We start from the raw sequence: 20,612 nt of genomic DNA on the forward strand, positions 1-20,612 counted from the left end.
GCATTCGCGAGGAATTCGCGTCCAGCTCGGGGGTTATCGCTTCCAGCGTCAAGCAGGATCGGCTCTCCACGCGGGCCGTCTGCCGCAAACATGCGTGGGGGAGGAAGACCATGTGGAATCAAGTCTATGATCCGCTGCACAGCCCGGTGCTGTCGACGATTGCGGCCGCGGTGCCCGTCGTCACGCTGCTGGTGCTGATCGCGAGCGGCCGCGTCCAGGCGCATATCGCGGCGGTCATCGCCGTGATCGTGGCCAATCTGATCACGATCTTCGTCTTCACCATGCCGGCGAACATGTCGATCCGCGCCTCGGTGCTGGGCATCGTCACCGGCTTCTTCCCGATCGGCTGGATCGTCCTCAACGTCATCTTCCTCTACCAGGTGACGGTGAGCACGGGGCGCTTCGAATTGCTCAAGCGCGCCATCGGCGGGGTCACCGAGGACCGGCGGCTGCAATTGCTGCTGATCGCGTTCTCCTTCGGCGCGTTCTTCGAGGGGGCCTCGGGTTTCGGCACGCCGGTCGCCATCACCGGTGCCGTGCTGATCGGCCTCGGCTTCTCGCCACTCGCGGCGTCCGGCCTGTCGCTGATCGCCAACACCGCGCCGGTCGCCTATGGCGCGCTGGGCACGCCGATCCAGGGCCTTGCCTCGGTCACTGGGCTCGATCCCTACATCCTCGGCGCGATGGTCGGGCGGCAATTGCCGTTCTTCTCGCTGATCGTGCCGTTCTGGGTGGTGTGGGCATTCGCGGGCTGGAAGGGCATGAAGGATGTCTGGCCGGCGATCCTGGTCACCGGCGTATCGTTCGCGGTTCCGCAATTCGTGATCTCGAACTTTATCAACCCCTGGATCGTCGACATCGGCGCGTCGCTGATCTCGATGGGCGCGCTGATCCTGTTCCTGAAGGTCTGGCAGCCCAGGCAGCTCTGGCTGTCGCCGGCGCTGCGCGGCCGCGATGAATCGGCAGCCACCATGGCGGCGGCAAAACCGCTCGACAAGACGCCGCTGACGCAGAGCGAACTGTTCGGCGCGCTGCTGCCGTGGATCATCGTCTGCATCGTGATGCTGATCTGGGGCAACGGGGCGTTCAAGGCGTGGGCGAATTCGATCTTCGTCTGGAACTATCCCGTGCCCGAGCTGCACCAGATGATCAACAAGATGCCGCCGGTCGCGCCAGGGCCGACGAAAGAGAGCGCGGTGTTCGGCTTCACCTACCTGTCCTTCACCGGCACGGGCATGCTGATCGCGGCGATCATCTCCGGTGTCCTGATGGGCGTCGGCCCCGGCAAGCTCTTGACCGAGTACGGCCGCACCATCCGGCTCTGCGCGATCTCGCTGATCACGATCTCGGCGATGCTGGCGATCGGCACCCTGACGCGGCTGTCCGGCGTCGACGCGACGCTCGGTCTCGCCTTCGCCGCAACCGGCGTGCTCTATCCCTTCTTCGGCACGCTGCTCGGCTGGCTCGGCGTGGCGCTGACGGGATCGGACACGGCGTCCAACGTGCTGTTCGGCAATCTGCAGAAGATCACCTCCGAGCAGCTCGGGCTGTCGCCGGTGCTGATGGCCGCGGCGAACTCGTCCGGCGGCGTGATGGGCAAGATGATCGACGCGCAGTCGATCGTGGTCGCCTCCACTGCCACCAACTGGTACGGCCATGAGGGCACGATCCTGCGCTTCGTGTTCTGGCACTCGATCGTGCTGGCCTGTCTCGTCGGCGTGCTCGTGACGTTGCAGGCCTATGTCTGGCCGTTCACGGCAATGGTCCTGAAGTAGCAGGCCAACTCCGGCTCGAACGCAAATCCCCGCGAGGTTCCGCCCCGCGGGGATTTTTGCGTCCAATCAAATCTCATCGTGCTCCAGGTGGCGCGAACCTTCTCAATGGCGCCGCCGTCTTATAGAAGGTGCGGCAAATCAGGTCGGACGAGAGGTCTCATGGTTTCGCTCAAGCGATTGATGTGTGCTGCGGTTGCAATGCTCGCGATGTCCATTGTCGCGCGTGCCGAGGACGGTTTCCCGTTCGGCACCGAGATGACGCTGGAAGCGCTGCCGCAAGCAGGCTCGAAGCGAATTCCGAACATCGAGATCGGCGACCATGGCGAGGTCGTGCTCGAGCTCTGGTGCAAGGGCGGCAAGGGCCAGTTCTCGGTCGCCGGCAACACCGTGATCTTCGTCCCCGGTCAGATCCAGGACCGCTCCTGCCCGCCGGCAAGGGCGCAGGCCGACGACGATCTCGTCGCAGCTCTGAGCAGTGTCGAGACCTGGAAGCGTCAGGGCGATGTGCTGACGCTGATCGGCCCCAAGCCGCTGCGTTTCAGGACGACGGGGAATTAGCCCCGCTCTCGTGTCCCGGACAAGGCGCGTCGCGCAAGCGATGCGCCGCAGAGCCGGGACCCAGATTTTCTATCGGCAAATTCGTGTGTGGCCTCTGGGCCCCGGCTCGTAGCGCTTCGCGCCATAGCGCGTCGAAGACGCGCGTAAACGCGCTTGTGTCGTCCGCGGCACGATAGTTCAGCGCGTCTACTTCCACACCGACTTGTCGGCATCCCAGCGCTGGCCCTTGAGCTCTTTGGCGAGCGCCTCGACCGAACCGTTGTCGTCGGGCTGCTCGCCTTCCTCGTCGACCGAGGTGTCGTCGGAGAGATTGAGCTTGGCGCCGCTGCCCTCGTCGGCGGTCGTCGTCGCGGGACTGCCGATCCACAGCATGAGCTTGTCGGTCGTGCCCGGCTTGTCGGGCGAGACGAGCCCTGCGACCTCGATCGTGTCGGTGAGATCGAGCGCGGGGAAATCCGGGTTCGGTCGCTTGAAGACCAGCTTGAGCTTGCCGGTGGCGGGGTTGAAGCTTTGCGAGACCGGCTTTGCCGCGAGCGTCCGGCTCAAAACGTTCGAGACGGCGGCCGCGAGCTTGTCCTTGCTGATCTTGTCACCCTCGCGCCAGTCGGCCGCGGCGAAGCGGATGGTGCGGTCCATCTCGGTCATGCCCGCGGTCCAGCCCGCGGCGGTGACGCCCGGCGTCGCCTTGAATTTCGCCAGCAGCGCGCCGGCGCGCTCTGGATCGACCGACATGTTGATGGTCTGCTCGCCGGCGCGTAGCGCATCGCAGCCGACCGTGAGGCTCGCCAGCGTCACCTCGACCGCCTGGCCCTTCAGGCTCTTCAGGAAGTCGGTTGCAGCGTCGAGCTTGACCTTGACCGCGATCGCCTCCGGCGAGACGTCGGTGAAATCCTTCGGCTGCGGCGTGATGCCGTCGTCGGAGGTCTGGTTGTCCTGAAATTCCTTCTCGCTGAGATCGGAATTGTCGGGCGAGGTCACTTCGGTCACGACTTGGCCGATGCTGATCTGGCCGCGGAATTCGAAGGTGTCCCCGGCCTGCTTGCGCAGCAGCTTGACGCTGACGGGCGCCTTCTCGCTGATGCTCTGCGTGGTGCCGGTCAGGGTCTGGCCCGCGACCTGGAGGTTGACGACGAAGCGGTCCTTGCGGTCGGAATTCTTTGCGACGGGATAGCAGACGTCGAGCACCGCTGCCGTCACCGTCTTGCCCTGGCGTGTCTCCTTCAGGATCACGTCGGCATTGCCGTCCATCAGCCCGTCGATCGAGGTGAAATAGCGTGTCTCCGGACCACCGGGTGTCGTGGCCTTCGGCGACAGCTTCATCTGGGCGGATGCGGGATGCGGAGAAGCTGCAAGCAGAGTTGCCAAAAGGGCTGTCGAGCAAACCAGAAGCGCACGCATCGATGAAATCCTCGCGCAACGGGCATGATCCGGAAGTGTGAAGCGGTTTTCCGAGAGGATCATGCCCAAACAATTCGAATCGGCGCGTCACCGTAGTGGGTTTTGGCCGTCGGTTGAATCGGAAAGCGGAGGGGCAGGGTCGGCAAAAAAGAAGGCCGCCCGGAGGCGGCCTTCGCAACATTGTAACGGAACGGAGGCTTAGAAGCCGCCCATGCCGCCGCCGCCGGGCATCGCGGGCGGGGCTTCCTTCTTCGGCGTCTCGGCGACCATGGCCTCGGTGGTGACCAGCAGGCCGGCCACGGAGGAGGCGTCCTGGAGCGCGGTGCGCACCACCTTGGCGGGATCGATAATGCCCTTCTCGATCATGTCGACATAGTCCTCGGTCTGGGCGTCGAAGCCGAAGGTCTCGGACTTGTTCTCCAGGATCTTGCCGACCACGATCGAGCCTTCCACGCCGGCGTTTTCCGAGATCTGGCGGATCGGAGCCTCGAGCGCCTTCAGCACGATGTTGATGCCGGCCTGGACGTCGGCATTGGCGTTGGTGAGACGGCCGACCGCCTTCTTGGCGCGCAGCAGCGTGACGCCGCCGCCGGGGACGATGCCTTCCTGCACCGCGGCGCGGGTGGCGTTGAGGGCGTCCTCGACGCGGTCCTTCTTCTCCTTGACCTCGATCTCGGTGGCACCGCCGACGCGGATCACCGCGACGCCGCCGGCGAGCTTGGCGAGGCGCTCCTGGAGCTTCTCACGGTCGTAGTCCGAGGTGGTTTCCTCGATCTGGGCCTTGATCTGGCCGACGCGGGCCTCGATCTCCGGCTTCTTGCCGGCGCCCTTGACGATCGTGGTGTTCTCCTTGTCGATCACGACCTTGCCGGCGCGGCCGAGCATCTTCACCGTGACGTTCTCGAGCTTCATGCCGAGGTCCTCGGAGATGAGCTGGCCGCCGGTGAGGATCGCGAGATCTTCGAGCATGGCCTTGCGGCGATCGCCGAAGCCCGGCGCCTTGACGGCGGCGACCTTGAGGCCGCCGCGGAGGCGGTTGACGACCAGGGTGGCCAGCGCCTCGCCCTCGACGTCCTCGGCGATGATGACGAGCGGCTTGCCCGACTGCACCACGGCTTCCAGCACCGGCAGCATGGCCTGGAGGCCCGAAAGCTTCTTCTCGTGCAGGAGGATGTAGGCATCCTCGAGCTCGGCGGTCATCTTCTCGGGGTTGGTGACGAAGTAGGGGCTGAGATAGCCGCGGTCGAACTTCATGCCCTCGACGATGTCGACTTCGGTGTCGAGCGACTTGTTCTCCTCGACGGTGATGACGCCTTCGTTGCCGACCTTCTGCATCGCCTGGGCGATCATCTTGCCGATGGCGGCATCGCCGTTGGCCGAGATGGTGCCGACCTGGGCGACCTCGGAGGAGGCGGCAACCGGCTTGGCCCGCTTTTCGATGTCCTTGATGACGGAAGCGACCGCGATGTCGATGCCGCGCTTGAGGTCCATCGGGTTCATGCCGGCGGCAACCGCCTTGGCGCCTTCGCGCACGATGGCCTGGGCCAGCACGGTCGCGGTGGTGGTGCCGTCGCCGGCGAGGTCGTTGGTCTTGGAGGCGACCTCACGTACCATCTGGGCGCCCATGTTCTCGAACTTGTCCTCGAGCTCGATCTCCTTGGCGACGGTGACGCCGTCCTTGGTGATGCGGGGCGCGCCGAAGCTCTTCTCGATGACGACGTTGCGGCCCTTCGGGCCGAGCGTCACCTTGACGGCGTTGGCGAGAATATCGACGCCGCGCAGCATGCGATCGCGCGCGTCTCCGGAAAACTTGACGTCTTTGGCAGCCATTTCTGCAATCCCTCGTGTTTGGTGATGTGTCTGCCGCTCGCCCGTCGCATCAATTCCGGGATCCGAAGATCGAACCCGTCGGAATGATGGATGCCCGGATCGCTTCGATCCGGGCATGACATTCAGCGGCCGTTCAGGCGGATGGCCTTAGGCCAAAACGCCCATGATGTCCGACTCCTTCATGATCAGGAGATCTTCGTTGTCGATCTTGACCTCGGTGCCCGACCACTTGCCGAACAGCACGCGGTCGCCGACCTTGAGGTCGATCGGGATCAGCTTGCCGGCCTCGTCACGGCCGCCGGGGCCGACGGCGACGATCTCGCCCTGGGACGGCTTTTCCTTGGCGGTGTCCGGAATGATGATGCCGCCCTTGGTCTTTTCCTCGGCGTCGATACGTTTGACCACGACACGGTCATGCAGCGGACGAAATTTGGATTTAGCCATGACGTTTCCCTTTGGAGGCTCGCTTCGGAAGGACTGGAAGTGGGTGGGGCGGCGCTTCCGTCCACCCCCCTATCCCGAGGATCGAACGGCGCGCTTAGCAATCGGGCTTTCCGAGTGCTAATAGTGGGCCCGGAAATATGGCTTGGCCGCGATCCTGTCAAGCAAAGGTGGTTAAGCGATTGGTGAGGCGGATATAGGATGGTGGCACTGGAAACTTGTTCGGGGCGCCGACGTATTAAAGGACGTCATTGCTCCGGCAGCGGTTTTGCGCTTGGCTGCAGGAGGGGTGCGGCCATGGTCTTGTTCGGGGGAATGCCATGATCAGTTCAGCTCACGCGCGCACGGTTGCCAATCTGGCCGCCGCCTCTTGTCTGGCGCTGCTGCTGGGCGCCTGCGGCGGCGGCATGAGCCTGCCGTCCTTCTCGTCGTCCTCGCCGCCGCCCGAAGCCGAGCCTGGTACTGGTCCGGAAATGCCTGCGACCATTCGCGCCGACGAGATCGTCGGCCGCTGGGGTCTCGCCTCGTTCCAGAACCCGGCCGACCGCGCCCGTACCGAGGCGGCCGCCCGGGCCCAGTGCAAAAATCCCTACGTGATCACCGCCGGCTCCTCCGGCGGCGTGATCATGCATCTGGCCGACCAGGCAACGCCCCAGGAGCTGCGGCTGAAGGGCTCGCCGAGCGGCAAGAACTACATCGGACCGGCGGGTCCGACCCCCGGCGAGCAGGACCGCGAAATCATCTCCTTCGACGGCCGCGTCCTGATCACGCGCTTCATCGACAAGGACGCCGCCACCCGCTACGGCAACATGGTCTACGTCCGCTGCGCGCCGCGGGCGTGATGTTCGTCTTCCGTCGTTCCGGGGGGCGCGAAGCGCGAACTATGGTGCGCACTCGCGCACCTGAGAATCTCGATGTGGTGGGCTTCCTGCCTTAAATCTCCGGATTCCGGGTTCGGCTCCGTCGAGCGGCCCCGGAATGACGGGCTGGGCCAAAAACAAAAACGCCGGCTTTCGCCGGCGTTTTGTTTTCGCTATGTCGCGTCTGCTCAGTCGAACAGCGCGTCGATGTCGTCCTGCGAGGCGTGGCCGACGTCGCCGGCGAGCTTGGGGCCGTTGAGAAGCTTGTCGTCCTCGCTGCGATTGTCGACCGGCGGCACGACGTGGGACTTGATCGCGTCGACGCCGCCCCAGATGTCCATCATCGCATTGATGTGCTGCTCGATGAACTTCATCGTGGTCATGACCTTGCTGATGCGCTGGCCGGTCAGGTCCTGGAAGTTGCAGGCTTCGAAGATCGAGATGACGCGTTCCTGGATGTCGTCGGCGAGCCGCTTCTGCTGGTCGATCGAGTCCACCTTGGACATCGCGCTGGCGGCCTGGTCGATCGATTCCGCGGCTTCGAGGATCTGCTGGGTCGCCTGCTCGGTGCCGCCGACCACCGCGCCGAGCTCGCCATTGACCTTGGCCATTTCGCCGCCGTCAAAGCTCTTGCCGTGCAGCGTCGCGATTTCACGCTTGGTGCGGTCGATGGCGTCATGGATGAGGTCGAGCTCGACCTTCAGCTTCTCGCACTGCTCGATCTGGGCCCGATAGGTTTCGAGCATGGTACGAGCCTCGGAGAGCTCGTGGGCGGTGGATGCGTCGATCGCCGCCATGGCTGCGCTGCCGGACAAGGGCAAGGGCGCAGCGCCTTTCGCCATCTGTGCACGGATCGCACGCAACTCGGCCATGATCTCGCTATGCATCGGGATTGCCTCTTCAGTTACGTCCAAAATCGGCATCTCGCCACCAGCGATATCCTCGACGCGAAAACGTTTGCGGTGAACAGCCATCAGGATACTCCCCCCACCTCACTCACGCGTCTTTGTAGGCAGAAGCGATTTAACACGAAGTTCACGGCAGGAACTGTTGTGCGGCTGCGCGCGACGGCGCGCAAAGAAGCGATTAACCATGCGCGTGCGGCGTTCATCGAAAATAAACGCTGATCGCCAAATTGCCCCGCTGCTGACGACGTGGTGAATCCAAACGCCGCTTCTGTTTACCAAACAAAGCGGCTTTTGCCTTTTATTGACCACGTCGGGGGCGCGGACCAGCCATCAGCTCTCCACGGCGCATGTGATCTAGACGAAACAGTACAGAGTACGTCGATGTTCAAGAAAATGTCTGTCGCGCTGCTCGGCAGCGCTTGCACCTTCATTGCCGGCGCAACCAGCGCCAGCGCCTTCGACAATTCGGTGCCGAACGATCCGCCCGCGGTGCTCTACCAGCCGCAGGTGCCGCCGGCGCCGGTGCGCGTCGCCTCCAATGCGAACATGGGCGGCGGATTCATCGAGTTCCTGTTCGGCGACGGTCCCGGCCGCGGTCCGGCCTACGCGCCGCAGCAGCCGGTCTATCAACAGCAGCCCGGCTATTACGACCAGCGCCGTCTGCCGCCGATGGGCGAGCCGCCGATGCAGGGTGGATATCAGCAAGGTGCGGTCCAGCAGGAGACGGCCGACCCGCGGCAGCGTCCGTTCGATCCGAGGTTCGAGAAACAGTCTGTTGACTATAGCGGCAAGGAAAGTCCCGGCACCATCGTGGTCGATACCCCGAACAAGTTCCTCTATCTCGTCGAGGGCAACGGCAGGGCGATGCGCTACGGCATTGGCGTCGGGCGTCCCGGCTTCACCTGGTCCGGCGTAAAGGCGATCACGGCCAAGCGCGAATGGCCGGACTGGACGCCGCCGGCCGAAATGATCGCACGCCGCCCCGATTTGCCCCGGCACATGGAAGGCGGTCCGGAGAACCCGCTCGGCGCCCGCGCGATGTATCTGGGCTCGACGCTGTACCGCATCCACGGCTCCAACGAGCCCTGGACCATAGGCACCAACGTCTCCTCCGGCTGCATCCGCATGCGCAACGAAGACGTCATCGACCTCTACGGCCGCGTCAATGTCGGCACCAAGGTCGTGGTGATGTAGCCGAGCGCGCGCTGCGAGCCGTCAACTCCGCGTGTCGCGCGGGCTCGCGACGCGCGGCATCGCAGGCGTTGCGTGCCGCCGGTGTACGTCCTCCGGCCGAGGTCTAAAGCGCGATGCGATCAGGATGAATCGTCATCGCGCTTCAGGTTGTTGTTCAAGCGTGATCTTTTCGGAAAACCGCTGCGCACTTTTCCGGATCATGCTTTAGGCTGGCCGACGATGCGGCGTCGAACCGAAACGAGCGGCAACAGAGCAGCGACGACGAGTTGATGAATGGGAAAGCGATGCGCGAGCGGAGCGTTTCAACCGCCGCGCCGACAGCTCTGCCTTCTTGAGGCGCTCGTGCAGTCCCTCCAACTCCGACAACTCGGTGATGAGATGAGTTGTCACGTTGGTCAGGGTTGCGATGCGCTGCTGAAGTGGACTCATTTTTAAAACCCCGACTATGACCAAGAGAGGCAACCACATTGGTGTGTGGCATGAGCAACGTGTTCTTCCAGTTGAACACCCATGTCCGAATTTGGAAATCCGGGAGTCTACGGTCGCGCGCGTCAGACGCCGATTTGATTTGTCATGGTGAATTCAGGCGCGTCGGGTAACGTTCAGCCCAGTCCAATGGCGCAGCACATTAGTCATACTATTTCGCATGTCCTATCTGCTTGCCGTGGCAGAAAAGGCGTTCGAGCCATGCTCTAAAAAAAACGGCCGCCGGGAGGCGGCCGTCCGCATCTTTCGGGCGCATCGCTCACGCGTAATCGCTGCCGCCATCGTCGTCGCCGCCGAAATCGCTGTCGTCGGCTACGTCCATATCGCCGTCGTCGTTGTTGTCGCCGTAGTTCTGGTCGTTGTCGTTACGATCGTTGTTCGCCTGGTCGGAGAAGTTTTGGCGGGACTCCCGGTTCGAGCCGATGTCGTTGAGGCCGGCATCGCGCGCGAGCGAGCCGCCGGACTGATCGCTGCCGCCCCAAGGACTTCCACCAGCGTTGCGGTCGCCGAGGGCATTGGTGTCGCCGAAGGCCTGCTGATGCGATCCGCCCATCATGCCGCGGATGCTGGAGAGCAGCAGCGAGCCGCCGACGACGCCGGCGGCAGCTGCCGCCGCCGTGCCGAGGAACGAGCCGCCGCCTCCGCCCATCGGCGGTGCACCATAACCCTGGCCGGGGCCCTGACCTGGACCTTGGCCGTAAGGGGGCTGACCGTAGCCGGGCTGCGTCTGCTGCATCGCTCCGCCGCTGTTCCAGACCGGCCGCGCGTCACGCGGCGGCACGTTCGGAACCGAGCCGCGCGAGGGGCCTCCGCCGAACAGCGTGTCGCGCATGGTGTCGAGGAAGCCGCCGGACTGCGCCTGCTCGGGCGCATGGGCCGCTTCCAGCTCCTGGATGCGGTGATGGGCGCGCTTCAGCGCTTCGTCCTGCAGCAGCGTGGTCTGGACCAGCGCATACACGGCGCCGGGCGCCTTGCGCAGCCCGTCGGAGATCGCGGCGATCGCGTCGGGATCGCGCGGTGCATTTTCCAGTTTCGAAAGCCGGTCGAAAAGCTCGTCGACGAGCTGGCGTTCCTGCGGCGTCATGATCAGTCTCCCTCGCGCAAAACAAGCGCGAGGCAGATGTAGGGTTCCATTGTGGCCCCAACAGTGCCGGCCGGATTAAATTTCGGTATGCGACAAGCTGCCCCGCGGCTTGCCGTCCGCCGGCTTCATCCCAGCGTGGCGCCGCTGTCCGCCAGCAGACGGGGGAAGGCGTCACCGGCCAAATAGGCGTGCTCGCGTTCGCGGACATCCGTCATCGGGTCGAGGCCGGCGAGGACATCGTCGACGAAGCCGGGGTGGCACATCACGAGGCCGCCGTCCGGCAAGCCCTCCAGGAATTGCCGCATCAGCGCGCCAAAATCGGCCGCCCGCGTGAAATCATAGGCGCCGGCGAAGCCCGGGTTGAAGCCGAGCCCCGCGCTGCCGGCACGGCGGCGGAATTGCGCGCTGAGGACGTCGAGCACCATGGCCTTGGGTGAAGCGAGGCGCTGCCTGAGCGGCAGGTCGCGGCCGCCCTGCCGCACCCAGGCGTTTGGCGCGCCTTCGCCGACCGCATCGACAAAGCCGTCGCGCACCTGCGGAAAGAGCTGCACGTGCTGATGGCCGTCGACGAAGTCGGGCGCGCGCCCGAACGCTTCGGCGAAGGCGGCAAGCTGCGCCTTCACCTCGTTACGGAAGAACTCGCGGTCGAGCCGCCGCAGAACGCCGGCGCGCAGCAGCTTCGGAAACGGCATGAACATGTCGCCGTCGAGCGGACGGAAGTGCATGGTGAGGGGACGGAACGGCGCCGACAGCGTCACGTGCAATCCGATCGCGCAGCGCGGGCTCGCGGTCGCCTGGAGCGCTTCGATCTCGCTGCGCGCGATCGCCGGGCCCACCATCATTACCGAGGTGGCGTTGAGGCGGCCGCGTTCGATCAGGTCGCGGATGGCGCGGTTGACGCCGGGGCTGATGCCGTAATCGTCGGCACAGAGCCAGATCCGCCGCAGGCCCGCGGCCGCGCTCATTCGGCGGCCGTCCTCTTCGCGGCGTCGTCGGCTTTCTCGGCTTCGAAGTGCTTTTCACTATGCTCGGCGACGAAGTAGATCGGGCGCGCCTTCAGCTCGGAGAGGATCTTGCCGATATATTCGCCGACGATGCCGATCATGATGAGCTGCACGCCGCCGATCGTCATCAGGCCGATCACGAGCGAGGGATAGCCGGGCACCTGCTTGCCGGTCGTGAACACCTCCCAGAGGATCGAAAGGCCGAACAGGAAGGCGCCCCCGGCGAGGATGACGCCGAGCAGGCTGGCGAAGCGCAAGGGGGCCACCGAAAACGAGGTCAGGCCCTCGATCGACAGGCCGAGCAGGCTCGCGGCGTTGAAGGTGGTGACGCCATGGGCGCGCGCCGAAGGCTCGTAGTCGACCCGGATCTGGCGGAAGCCGATCCAGCTGGCGAGACCCTTGAAGAACCGGTTGCGCTCGGGCAGCTGCCTGAGCGCTGTGACCGCGCGCGGCGACAGCAGGCGGAAGTCGCCCGCGTCCTCGGGAATCTTCTGCCGCGCTCCCCAATTGATCAGCGCGTAGAAGCCGTGCACGGCGACCCGGCGCAGGAAGGTCTCGTTGTCGCGGTGCGCCTTGGCGGTGTAGACGACGTCATAGCCGTCATCGATCCAGTGCCGCACCAGCTGTTCGATCAGGGCCGGCGGATGCTGTCCGTCGCCGTCCATGAACATGACGGCGCCGAGCCGGGCATGGTCGAGACCGGCCATCAGGGCGGCTTCCTTGCCGAAATTGCGCGACAGCGACACCACCTGGACGTCGATCGCATCGGCCGGCAGCGAGCGGGCGATCGCCAGCGTCGCGTCCTTGCTGCCGTCGTCGACATAGACGACCTCGCAAGCCAGCCGATAGCGCTCCCGCAAGGTCTTTGCGAGATCGCAGATGCGCTGATGCAGGGCGGCAAGGCCCGCCGCCTCGTTGTAGACGGGGACGACGATCGACAGTCCCTTCGCGGCGGCGGTGCCTGCGGTCGTCGTCATGCCGGAAACGTCAGAGCCCAGCGTCATCGATCAAGGTTCCAGAGGCGTTCAAAGTCATCTCAACAGCATATGGTAGCTGCCATTTGCTGTCGCAAAGCTGAACGGAAAAGCTGAGCGGACCTGGGGCTCACTGCCGCAGGAACGCCTCCAGCTTGGCGAACAGCGGGTTCTCCCGGTCGAACACGTAGTCGAGCGAAACCACCGAGACGGTTTCGGCGCCATGCTCGCGCAGGAAGCTTGCCAGCGCATAGAGCTGTCCCGGCGGGCAGTGCAGGGTGAGCATGCCCGACGAGGTCGGTCCGCCGAACGGAGCCTCGACGCCGAACCGGCCATGGGCTTCGCCGAGCAGGGCGGCGTCGCATTGCCGGAAGCGGGTGCGGACCTCGCGGTACTTGCTGGCCCGCGCCCGTGCTGCGATGTGATCGAGGATCACGCGCGCCGTCTCGCGTGCCTGCGGCGACCAGTCGGCCTCTTTCGAGGCGACCAGATTGGCCTGGCTGCGCAGGATCACGCCGTCGTCGAGCACCCGCAAGCCGTTGGCGGCGAGCGTCGCGCCAGTCGTGGTGATGTCGACGATCAGCTCGGCGCTGCCGGCCGCCGGCGCGCCTTCGGTCGCACCGGTACTTTCAACGATGCGGTAATCGGTGATGCCGTGGCTCTGGAAGAAGGCGCGGGTGAGGTTGATGAACTTGGTCGCGACCCGCATCCGCATGTGATGCTGCTCGCGGAAGCCGGTGGTGACGTCGTCGAGGTCGGCCATGGTGCGGACGTCGATCCAGGCCTGGGGCACCGCGACGACGACATCGGCATAGCCGAAGCCGAGGCCTTCGATCAGCGATACGCGCTTGTCGGCATCGGCGATGTTCTCGCGCACCAGGTCTTCCCCGGTGACGCCGAGATGCGCGAAACCGCGCGACAGCTGCGAGGCGATCTCGCTTGCCGAGAGATAGGCGACCTCGACATTGTCGAGGCCTGCAAGCGTGCCGCGATAGTCGCGGGCGCCGCCGGCCTTCGACAGCTTGAGCCCGGCACGGGCGAAGAAGGCCTCGGTGTTTTCCTGCAGGCGGCCCTTGGAGGGAACGGCCAGAACGAATGGCGCGCTCATGACTTAAGCTCCCACCTTGCGGCCGATCTTCGTCAGCGCATCCACCCAGACCGAGAAGCCGACCGCGGGGATTGGTTCTCTCGATCCAAGCTGGGTCATCAGCCCGTCATAGCGGCCGCCGGCGACCAGCGGCTCGGCGCCGTTGCCCCGGTGATGCAGCTCGAATTCGAAGCCGGTGTAATAGTCGAGGCCGCGTCCGAACGCGGTCGAGAAGCGCGTCTGCTTCACGTCGATGCCGCGCGCCGCCATGAAGCCGACCCGGCTCTCGAACTGATCGATCGCGGCCGTGAGGTCGAGCCTGGCGTCGGCAGTGAGCGCGCGCAGCTCGGCGATGGCATCGTCGGGATTGCCTGCGATCGTCAGGAAGCGCTTGAGCACGGCAATCGCCTCGCGCGGCAGCGCGCCGCCCTTCAGCGTCGATTGCTCGAGGAAGCGGTCGGCGATCTCGGCCGTGGTCCGTCCCCCGACATTGGTGGTGCCGGCGATCGACATCAGATCGGTGACGAAGGCGAGCGCTGCCTTGCGGTCGGAGCCGGCGAGGGCGGCGAGCACGCCCTCATATTCGCTGCGGGTCGCGGTGGTCGCGGCCGCCAGCCGTTCCAGATCCTTTTCCAGGCTGATCTTGCGGTTGAAGTCCTTGACCAGGCGGCGGCGCCAGACCGGATAGAGGTCGAGCGCATCGAGCAGCGCGTTGAACAGCGCCACGTCGCCGGTGCGGATCTCGACGTCGCGGACACCGAAGGCCGCGGTCGCTTCGAGCCCGAGCGCCAACGTCTCGGCGTCGGCCGCGGCGCGGTCCTGGCGGCCGAACGATTCGATGCCGGCCTGCAGGAATTCGCTGGCTTGGCCGCTGCGGTAGCGGAACACCGGCCCAAGATAGCTGAACCCGGCCGGCTGGCCGGCACGGCCGGAACTCAGGTAATCGCGCGCCACCGGAATGGTGAGGTCCGGGCGCAGGCAGAGCTCCTCGCCCGTGAGGTCCGTGGTCAGGTACAGGCTCTTGCGGATGTCCTCGCCGGAGAGGTCCAGGAATGGTTCGGCCGGCTGCAGGATGGCGGGCTCGGCCCGGACGTAACCGGCCTGCGCGAACGACAACAGCAGCGTATCCGCCCAGGCGGCGGAGCCGGCAGCATTTGAGGTGGCAGTCGCGGTCATAACAGAGGTCCATCGTCCCGGTGGAACCGGGCAGGGCAAGGGGAAGGACAGGAATTGCGCTGCCCTTAGCATGGCCCGAAAGCGGTTTCGACCTCCAAAGGATCAATCGCTTAACAGGCGGGCAACGCCGGGATCAGCTGGCGTTGCCCCAATCGCCCAGCACCGCCTGCACCAGCGCCAGGGCGGCTACGGCAGCGGTATCGGCCCGCATGATCCGTGGGCCGAGCGCCAGCCGGAGAATCTTGGGCTGCCGCAGCAGCAGGGCCCGCTCTTCTTCGGCAAAGCCGCCTTCGGGGCCGATCAGCACATCAATACCCTGTCCGGCCTCGCGGGCGTTTTGCAGGTTTTGAACGGGGCTTTGCACCTCCGCCGCCTCGTCGCAAAAGATCAGCAGGCGGCCCGCTGGGCGCTGGCCGAGATACCGCTCCAGCGGCACCGGCTCGGCGACCGTTGCGATGCTCAAAATGCCGCATTGCTCGGCCGCCTCGACGACATTGGCGCGCATCCGCTCGGTGTTGACCCGGGAGGCCTGGGTGAACCGGGTCACGACCGGGTGCAGGGCGGCGGCGCCCATCTCGATGGCCTTCTGGACCATGTAATCCAGCCGGGCATGCTTGAGCGGGGCGAAAACGTAGGCGACGTCAGGCAGCCCGTCCTGGGGCCGGGTCTGCTGGAGGATCACGAGGCCGTCCGGCCGCTTGCGACCTTCGATGGCGGCCTGCCACTCGCCGTCCCGGCCGTTGAAGGCCAACACCTCGGCCCCGGCGGCAAGCCGCAGCACATTTCCGAGATAATTGCTCTGGTCGCGGTCGAGCGGGACCCTGGCGTCCTGGGCAAGAGGAGCGTCGACGAACAGGCGGGGGGCGCGAAAATCGTGGGAGGGCATCGTTCAGGGGTCCGATTTGGGGCCGTTCTTAACCGAAAGCAGCCATTCCGGGGGTAAATATTGCCGAAATGGTGCGTCCCCGCGCCGCGCTCTTGCCCTATTCAACGGGTTGTTAAGCGCCGGCGGGAATCGTAAAAACGCGAACACGCTGGTTGCGCTTCAATTGGGAAGACGCTGAACCCCGTAGCTCCTGCCGGAGAGACTGTCTTGATGATCCGTCATTTGATGGTTCCGATCACTGCCGCCATGGTCACCCTGAGCGCCGCGGGCGCCTATGCGCAAAGTGCCTTCCCGGCGCCGCTGCCGAACCAGGCCGCGACCAGTTCGGCGTTTCCCCCGGTCAACGGCTCGGCGCCGACCGCTTCGGTCGGCACGGCACCGCAATCGTCCTTTCCCGTGAATGGCGCCGCGCCCGTCGGCGGCGCTGGCGCGTTCAGCGCGGCCCCGCCGACCCAGGGCGGCCCCGGCGAGGACTGCATGAAGGCTTTCATTCCTCTGCGCGAAGAAGCCGAGAAGCGCGGCAAGCTGATCAAGGCCGCGAGCGACCGTCATGCGCCGCCGGACGAAGCCTGCAAGCTGATCCGCAATTTCAGCCAGGCTGAGACCAAGATGATCAAGTACATCGAGTCCCACGCCGCCAAATGCGGAATCCCGCCGCAGATCGGCACGCAGATGAAGGACGGTCACAAGAATACCGAGGCCATGGCGACGAAGGTCTGCAACGTCGCGCAGCAGATGCAGCAGCAGCCGCGCGGTCCGGCCGGCCCGTCGCTCAGCGAGGTGCTCGGTTCGGGCTCGGCGCCTGAGGCCAATGCCGGCAAGAAGGGCGGCAGCACCTTCGACACGCTCAACGGCAACGTCCTGACCCGATGAGCGACACATCCGCCCGCGTTGCCGATTCCACCGGCAACTGGGTCGATACGCTCGCGCCGCCATGGGCGCGGCCTTATTTGCGATTGTCCCGCTTCGATCGTCCGATCGGCTCCTGGCTGCTGTTGATGCCGTGCTGGTGGTCGGCAGCGCTCGCGAGCGGCATGGCGCATGACGTCCGCGGACTGCCGCTCACCATCGCGCTGTTCTTCATCGGCGCCTTTGTGATGCGCGGGGCGGGCTGCGCCTGGAACGACATCACCGACCGCGACCTCGACGACAAGGTCGAGCGCACCCGCTCGCGACCGCTGCCGGCGGGGCAAATCACCGTGAAGCAGGCGCTGGTCTTCCTGGTCGCGCTGGCCGTGATCGGTCTCGTGGTGCTGCTCCAGTTCAACCGCTTTGCCGTCATGACAGGCATCGCCTCGCTGGTGGTCGTCGCCATCTATCCGTTCATGAAGCGCGTCACCTGGTGGCCGCAGGTCTTCCTCGGGCTCGCCTTCTCCTGGGGCGCGCTGATGGGCTTTGCCGTCACTTTCGGACGCATCGACGTCACCGCGCTGGTGCTCTATGCCGGTTCGATTGCCTGGGTGATCGGCTATGACACCATTTATGCGCATCAGGATGCCGAGGACGACGCGCTGATCGGCGTCAAGTCGACCGCACGCCTGTTCGGCGCGCACACGCACCAGGCGCTGATCCTGTTCTACGGGCTCGCTGTGATGTTGATCGGCGTCGCGCTGGCCTCGGGTGATGCGCGCTGGCCGGCCTGGCTCGGGCTGATCGCCTTCGCCGTGCACCTGGCATCGCAGATCGTGCGCTTGCGGATCGATGATCCCGAGCTCTGCCTGCGCCTGTTCAAGTCAAACAAATATGCGGGCTTGTTGCTGTTTGCGGGATTGCTGGTCGACGCGGTGATGCGGTCGGCGTAGATCTCGTAGGGTGGGCAAAGGCGCCCTTGCGCCGTGCCCACGAACTCTCAATGATTGATCGAAAAGGTGGGCACGCTTGCGCTTTGCCCACCCTACGGCACCTTCAATTCCTCGCGATGATCTCGCGTTCTTCGCGATGAACCGGCAGCTCGCGCGCGATGCCGGTGCGCCGGCGCATCAGGAATTTCGGACGGCGGGCGCGGATCGCATTGGCGCGGCGGCGGCGGGCTGCGGGCTTGCGTGCACCTTCGTCGAGCTGCGGAAGCGCGAACAGCTCGCTCCAGATCGCCCAGGCCTCATTGAGCTCGTCGCCATCGGCACTGACGAGCAGCGGCACCGAGAGCGAGGGATCGCGATGCACGAGGACGATGGCCTGCGCCTCGTCATTGCCGCGCAGTGCGACGCCTGTGAAGTCGCTGACGCGGACGTTGATCGCCATCTGCATGCCGCGAACGGCACGGCGCAGCACGACGCGTTCGCGATGAAGCTCGATCTGCCTGACATGTCCGTCGGCGCGCGGATCGTGCGCATCGAAGCGGACCGGAAGGGAAAGGGGGTCGAGCCGCAGAGAGCGGCTCGACCCGGCGGGAGCGACCCCGCATGTTGCTGTTTGACGCCTCACGGCTTTAGTTCTCCCCGCCGGGATTATGTTCCCGGTCGATGCGAGGACCTTAGCGCGCGGCTTTCCGAAACCGCTTAAAAAGGCTGGTTAACCTACCGTCACTGCTGCTCATGATTGACAAGACCTTGGCGCGCATGATTGACGAGACGTTGCGCCAAAGGTGCGAATCTGAGCTTCTGGCGGGCTGAAAATGCTTGAAGTCCGCGCGATCAGGGCACATCTGTGGGTTCCGGTCCCGAACCCCCGCCCCAACAGGATTTCGTTCGTGAACTCTTCACCATCCGCAAGCTCGACGCTTTCGTCCAAGGATTCCGCCAAGGGGTCAAAGGCCAGCCGCGACCTGTTCGACCAGTCCGCTTTGTCGGATCTGGCGCAGCGGCTGGTGGAGGCGGCGAAGCGCGCCGGCGCGGATGCGGCCGACGCGGTCGCGGTGCGCGGCGTCTCGCAAGGCGTCGAGGTGCGCGACGGACGCGTCGAGGAATCCGAGCGCTCCGAGGGCGACGACGTCGGACTGCGCGTGCTGGTCGGCCAGCGCCAGGCGGTGGTCTCCACCAACGACGTCAGCGGCGATGCCGTGACCAAGCTTGCCGAACGCGCGGTCGCGATGGCGCGCGTCGCGCCCGACGACAAATATGTCGGGCTCGCCGATCCCGCGCTGCTCGCGCGCGACTTTCCCGATCTCGATCTGCTCGATCCCGATGTGCCCGCCACCGGCGAGCTCGAGCGCCGCGCGCTCGAAGCCGAGGCAGCGGCCCTCGCCGTGAAGGGCGTCACCAAATCCGGCGGTGCCTCGGCGTCCGCGGGCATGGGCGGCATGGTGCTGGTCACCTCGACCGGCTTCCACGGCTCCTATTTGCGCTCCAGCCAGGGCATCTCGGCCACCGCCATCTCTGGCGAAGGCACCGGCATGGAGCGCGATTACGACTTCACCTCGGCGCCGCATGGCGCCGACCTGTTGTCGCCCGAGATCGTCGGCCGTTCCGCCGGCGAGCGTACCGTGGCGCGCTCCAATCCGCGCAAGGTCGAGACCTGCAAGGTGCCTGTCGTGTTCGACCCGCGCGTCGCCGGCTCCCTGGTCGGTCATGTCGTCGGCGCCATCAACGGCGCTTCGATCGCGCGCAAGACCAGCTTCCTCAAGGACAAGCTCGGCCAGCAGCTGTTTGCGAAGAACATCCGCATCATCGACGATCCCCTGCGCAAGCGCGGCTTGCGCTCGCAGACGTTTGACGCAGAAGGCGTTGCCGTGAAGAAGATCGCGCTGATCGACGAGGGCGTGCTGACGACCTGGCTGCTCGACTGTGCCACCGCGCGCGAGCTCGGCCTTGCCACCACCGGCCATGCCCATCGCGGCGTGTCGTCCTCGCCTTCGCCCGGGCCGTACAATCTGCATCTCGAGCCCGGCACACCGACGCCAGCCGAGCTGATCGCCGACATCAAGCAGGGCTTCTACGTCACCGATCTGATCGGCTCCGGCGTGAACGGCGTGACCGGCGATTACAGCCGCGGCGCCTCGGGCTTCTGGATCGAGAACGGCGAGATCACCTATCCCGTCAGCGAGGTGACGATCGCAGGGCATCTGTTCGAGATCTTCAAGTCGATGCAGCCCGCGAACAATCTCGAGTTCCGCTACGGTATCAATGCGCCGACGGTGCGCATCGAGGGATTGACGCTTGGCGGACGTTGAGGCGAACGACACGATCCTGACGCGCGATGCGGCGCTGCTGCAAGATACGGTGCGGGAAGCGGGCGCGCTGGCGCAGTCGATGTTTCGCACCGAGCTGAAGAAATGGATCAAGGGCGCGTCCTCGCCGGTGTCGGAAGCTGACATCGCCGTCAATGACCTGCTCGAAGCGCGCCTGCGCAGTGCGACGCCGGATTATGGCTGGCTCTCGGAGGAGAGTGCCGACGATGCGGCGCGGCTGTCGCGGCGGCTGACCTGGATCGTCGATCCCATCGACGGCACGCGCAACTACCTCAACGGCCATGACGATTGGTGCGTCAGCGTCGCGCTGGTCGAGGACGCCGCGCCGGTGCTGGCCGCGGTGTTCGCGCCGACGACCGATGAGTTCTTCTTCGCCGCACGCGGCCAGGGCACCACGCTCAACGGCGCAGCCGTGCGGGCTTCGCCCGGATCGGCGCTCGACTTCTCCCGTGTCGCCGGCCCGAAACCGATGGTCGAGCGCCTCAACAGCTCCGGCCACGAGATCAAGCTGCATCCGCGAATCGGCTCGCTCGCGCTACGCCTGTGCCGGGTCGCCCATGGCGGGCTGGATGCGGCTTTTGCGGGGGGCAACAGCCATGATTGGGACCTTGCGGCGGCCGATTTGATCGTGCAGGAAGCGGATGGTAGGATGAGCGACCTCTCCGGAGACCCCATCCTCTATAACCGCAGGGAAGTTACGCACGGGGTGCTGGTGGCAGCGGGACGCGATCGTCATGCGAGCATTGTCGCGCATTTTCGAAACCGCCCCTTGGCCTGAAGCGCTATTCGTCGTGCTTGTCGAACACTGCTTTGCCGGGCAGCCCG

Annotated in this window: 19 protein-coding genes; 8 read left to right on the top strand and 11 right to left on the bottom strand. The window is 65.5% G+C overall.

Translation table 11 applies throughout. The annotated features are described in order from the left end of the window. Positions 1-110 precede the first annotated feature (110 nt). Entirely contained in the window at positions 111-1,775 is a 1,665-nt protein-coding gene (locus tag AABA86_RS31765) for an L-lactate permease (RefSeq protein ID WP_338309589.1), read from the top strand. A 159-nt stretch (positions 1,776-1,934) separates the two neighbouring features. After that, positions 1,935-2,333, top strand: a complete 399-nt coding sequence (locus AABA86_RS31770) for an META domain-containing protein (protein ID WP_212253255.1) — start codon at positions 1,935-1,937, stop codon at positions 2,331-2,333. Between the two features lie 186 nt (positions 2,334-2,519). Here the strand turns inward: AABA86_RS31770 and AABA86_RS31775 are convergent, their stop codons facing one another. From AABA86_RS31775 to AABA86_RS31785, 3 genes are all read right to left on the bottom strand, one after another. Next, a complete protein-coding gene (locus AABA86_RS31775; RefSeq protein WP_338309590.1) occupies positions 2,520-3,731 on the bottom strand; it encodes a hypothetical protein in 1,212 nt (403 codons plus the stop codon). Positions 3,732-3,929: 198 nt separating this feature from the next. Continuing rightward, on the bottom strand, positions 3,930-5,561 hold the full coding sequence (gene groL / locus AABA86_RS31780) for a chaperonin GroEL (protein ID WP_212253259.1): 1,632 nt from the start codon (positions 5,559-5,561) through the stop codon (positions 3,930-3,932). Positions 5,562-5,708: 147 nt separating this feature from the next. Further along, positions 5,709-6,005 (bottom strand): co-chaperone GroES, encoded by a 297-nt coding sequence (locus tag AABA86_RS31785; protein WP_027525027.1) that lies wholly within the window; start codon positions 6,003-6,005, stop codon positions 5,709-5,711. A gap of 317 nt (positions 6,006-6,322) precedes the next feature. On the opposite strand from AABA86_RS31785, the gene AABA86_RS31790 reads away from it, so the two are divergent. Next, on the top strand, positions 6,323-6,844 hold the full coding sequence (locus AABA86_RS31790) for a hypothetical protein (RefSeq protein ID WP_338309591.1): 522 nt from the start codon (positions 6,323-6,325) through the stop codon (positions 6,842-6,844). Between the two features lie 206 nt (positions 6,845-7,050). On the opposite strand, the gene AABA86_RS31795 is transcribed toward AABA86_RS31790, so the two are convergent. Next, positions 7,051-7,836, bottom strand: a complete 786-nt coding sequence (locus tag AABA86_RS31795; protein ID WP_212253263.1) for a protein phosphatase CheZ — start codon at positions 7,834-7,836, stop codon at positions 7,051-7,053. A 315-nt stretch (positions 7,837-8,151) separates the two neighbouring features. On the opposite strand from AABA86_RS31795, the gene AABA86_RS31800 reads away from it, so the two are divergent. Further along, positions 8,152-8,964: a L,D-transpeptidase gene (locus AABA86_RS31800; protein ID WP_212253266.1), complete on the top strand. Its 813-nt coding sequence runs from the start codon at positions 8,152-8,154 to the stop codon at positions 8,962-8,964. A gap of 745 nt (positions 8,965-9,709) precedes the next feature. Here the strand turns inward: AABA86_RS31800 and AABA86_RS31805 are convergent. The 6 genes from AABA86_RS31805 to AABA86_RS31830 all read right to left on the bottom strand — a co-directional run bounded on the left by AABA86_RS31805 (position 9,710) and on the right by AABA86_RS31830 (position 15,661). Then, on the bottom strand, positions 9,710-10,534 hold the full coding sequence (locus AABA86_RS31805) for a DUF2076 domain-containing protein (protein ID WP_338309592.1): 825 nt from the start codon (positions 10,532-10,534) through the stop codon (positions 9,710-9,712). A gap of 125 nt (positions 10,535-10,659) precedes the next feature. Then, on the bottom strand, positions 10,660-11,499 hold the full coding sequence (locus tag AABA86_RS31810; RefSeq protein ID WP_338309594.1) for a ChbG/HpnK family deacetylase: 840 nt from the start codon (positions 11,497-11,499) through the stop codon (positions 10,660-10,662). Next, on the bottom strand, positions 11,496-12,542 hold the full coding sequence (locus AABA86_RS31815; RefSeq protein WP_338309595.1) for a glycosyltransferase family 2 protein: 1,047 nt from the start codon (positions 12,540-12,542) through the stop codon (positions 11,496-11,498). Before AABA86_RS31815 ends, AABA86_RS31810 begins: the two co-directional genes overlap by 4 nt. A 100-nt stretch (positions 12,543-12,642) precedes the next feature. Then, positions 12,643-13,620, bottom strand: a complete 978-nt coding sequence (gene hisG, locus AABA86_RS31820; protein ID WP_338309596.1) for an ATP phosphoribosyltransferase — start codon at positions 13,618-13,620, stop codon at positions 12,643-12,645. Positions 13,621-13,623: 3 nt separating this feature from the next. Then, complete coding sequence (locus AABA86_RS31825; protein WP_338309597.1) at positions 13,624-14,775, bottom strand: ATP phosphoribosyltransferase regulatory subunit; 1,152 nt, start codon at positions 14,773-14,775, stop codon at positions 13,624-13,626. Between the two features lie 133 nt (positions 14,776-14,908). After that, on the bottom strand, positions 14,909-15,661 hold the full coding sequence (locus tag AABA86_RS31830; RefSeq protein WP_212253292.1) for a 16S rRNA (uracil(1498)-N(3))-methyltransferase: 753 nt from the start codon (positions 15,659-15,661) through the stop codon (positions 14,909-14,911). A gap of 210 nt (positions 15,662-15,871) precedes the next feature. Here AABA86_RS31830 and AABA86_RS31835 point away from each other — a divergent pair, with 210 nt between their 5' ends. Further along, positions 15,872-16,534 carry a hypothetical protein gene (locus AABA86_RS31835; RefSeq protein WP_212253294.1) on the top strand — a complete coding sequence of 221 codons (663 nt, stop codon included), beginning with the start codon at positions 15,872-15,874 and terminating at the stop codon, positions 16,532-16,534. Continuing rightward, positions 16,531-17,463 carry a 4-hydroxybenzoate octaprenyltransferase gene (gene ubiA, locus AABA86_RS31840; RefSeq protein WP_338309598.1) on the top strand — a complete coding sequence of 311 codons (933 nt, stop codon included), beginning with the start codon at positions 16,531-16,533 and terminating at the stop codon, positions 17,461-17,463. The genes AABA86_RS31835 and ubiA overlap by 4 nt, the downstream gene beginning before the upstream one ends. A 103-nt stretch (positions 17,464-17,566) precedes the next feature. Here ubiA and AABA86_RS31845 read toward each other — a convergent pair whose 3' ends face one another. Beyond that, a complete protein-coding gene (locus tag AABA86_RS31845; protein ID WP_338309599.1) occupies positions 17,567-18,085 on the bottom strand; it encodes a DUF6101 family protein in 519 nt (172 codons plus the stop codon). A 265-nt stretch (positions 18,086-18,350) separates the two neighbouring features. On the opposite strand from AABA86_RS31845, the gene AABA86_RS31850 reads away from it, so the two are divergent. Both AABA86_RS31850 and AABA86_RS31855 read left to right on the top strand, forming a co-directional pair. Beyond that, positions 18,351-19,769 (top strand): TldD/PmbA family protein, encoded by a 1,419-nt coding sequence (locus AABA86_RS31850; protein ID WP_338309600.1) that lies wholly within the window; start codon positions 18,351-18,353, stop codon positions 19,767-19,769. Next, the gene (locus tag AABA86_RS31855; RefSeq protein WP_338309601.1) at positions 19,756-20,565 is read left to right on the top strand and encodes a 3'(2'),5'-bisphosphate nucleotidase CysQ; all 810 of its coding nucleotides are present in this window, start codon (positions 19,756-19,758) and stop codon (positions 20,563-20,565) included. The genes AABA86_RS31850 and AABA86_RS31855 overlap by 14 nt, the downstream gene beginning before the upstream one ends. Positions 20,566-20,612 lie beyond the last annotated feature (47 nt).

Source organism: Bradyrhizobium sp. TM233, from assembly GCF_036247965.1.
GTDB classification, from domain to species: Bacteria; Pseudomonadota; Alphaproteobacteria; order Rhizobiales; family Xanthobacteraceae; genus Bradyrhizobium; species Bradyrhizobium ottawaense.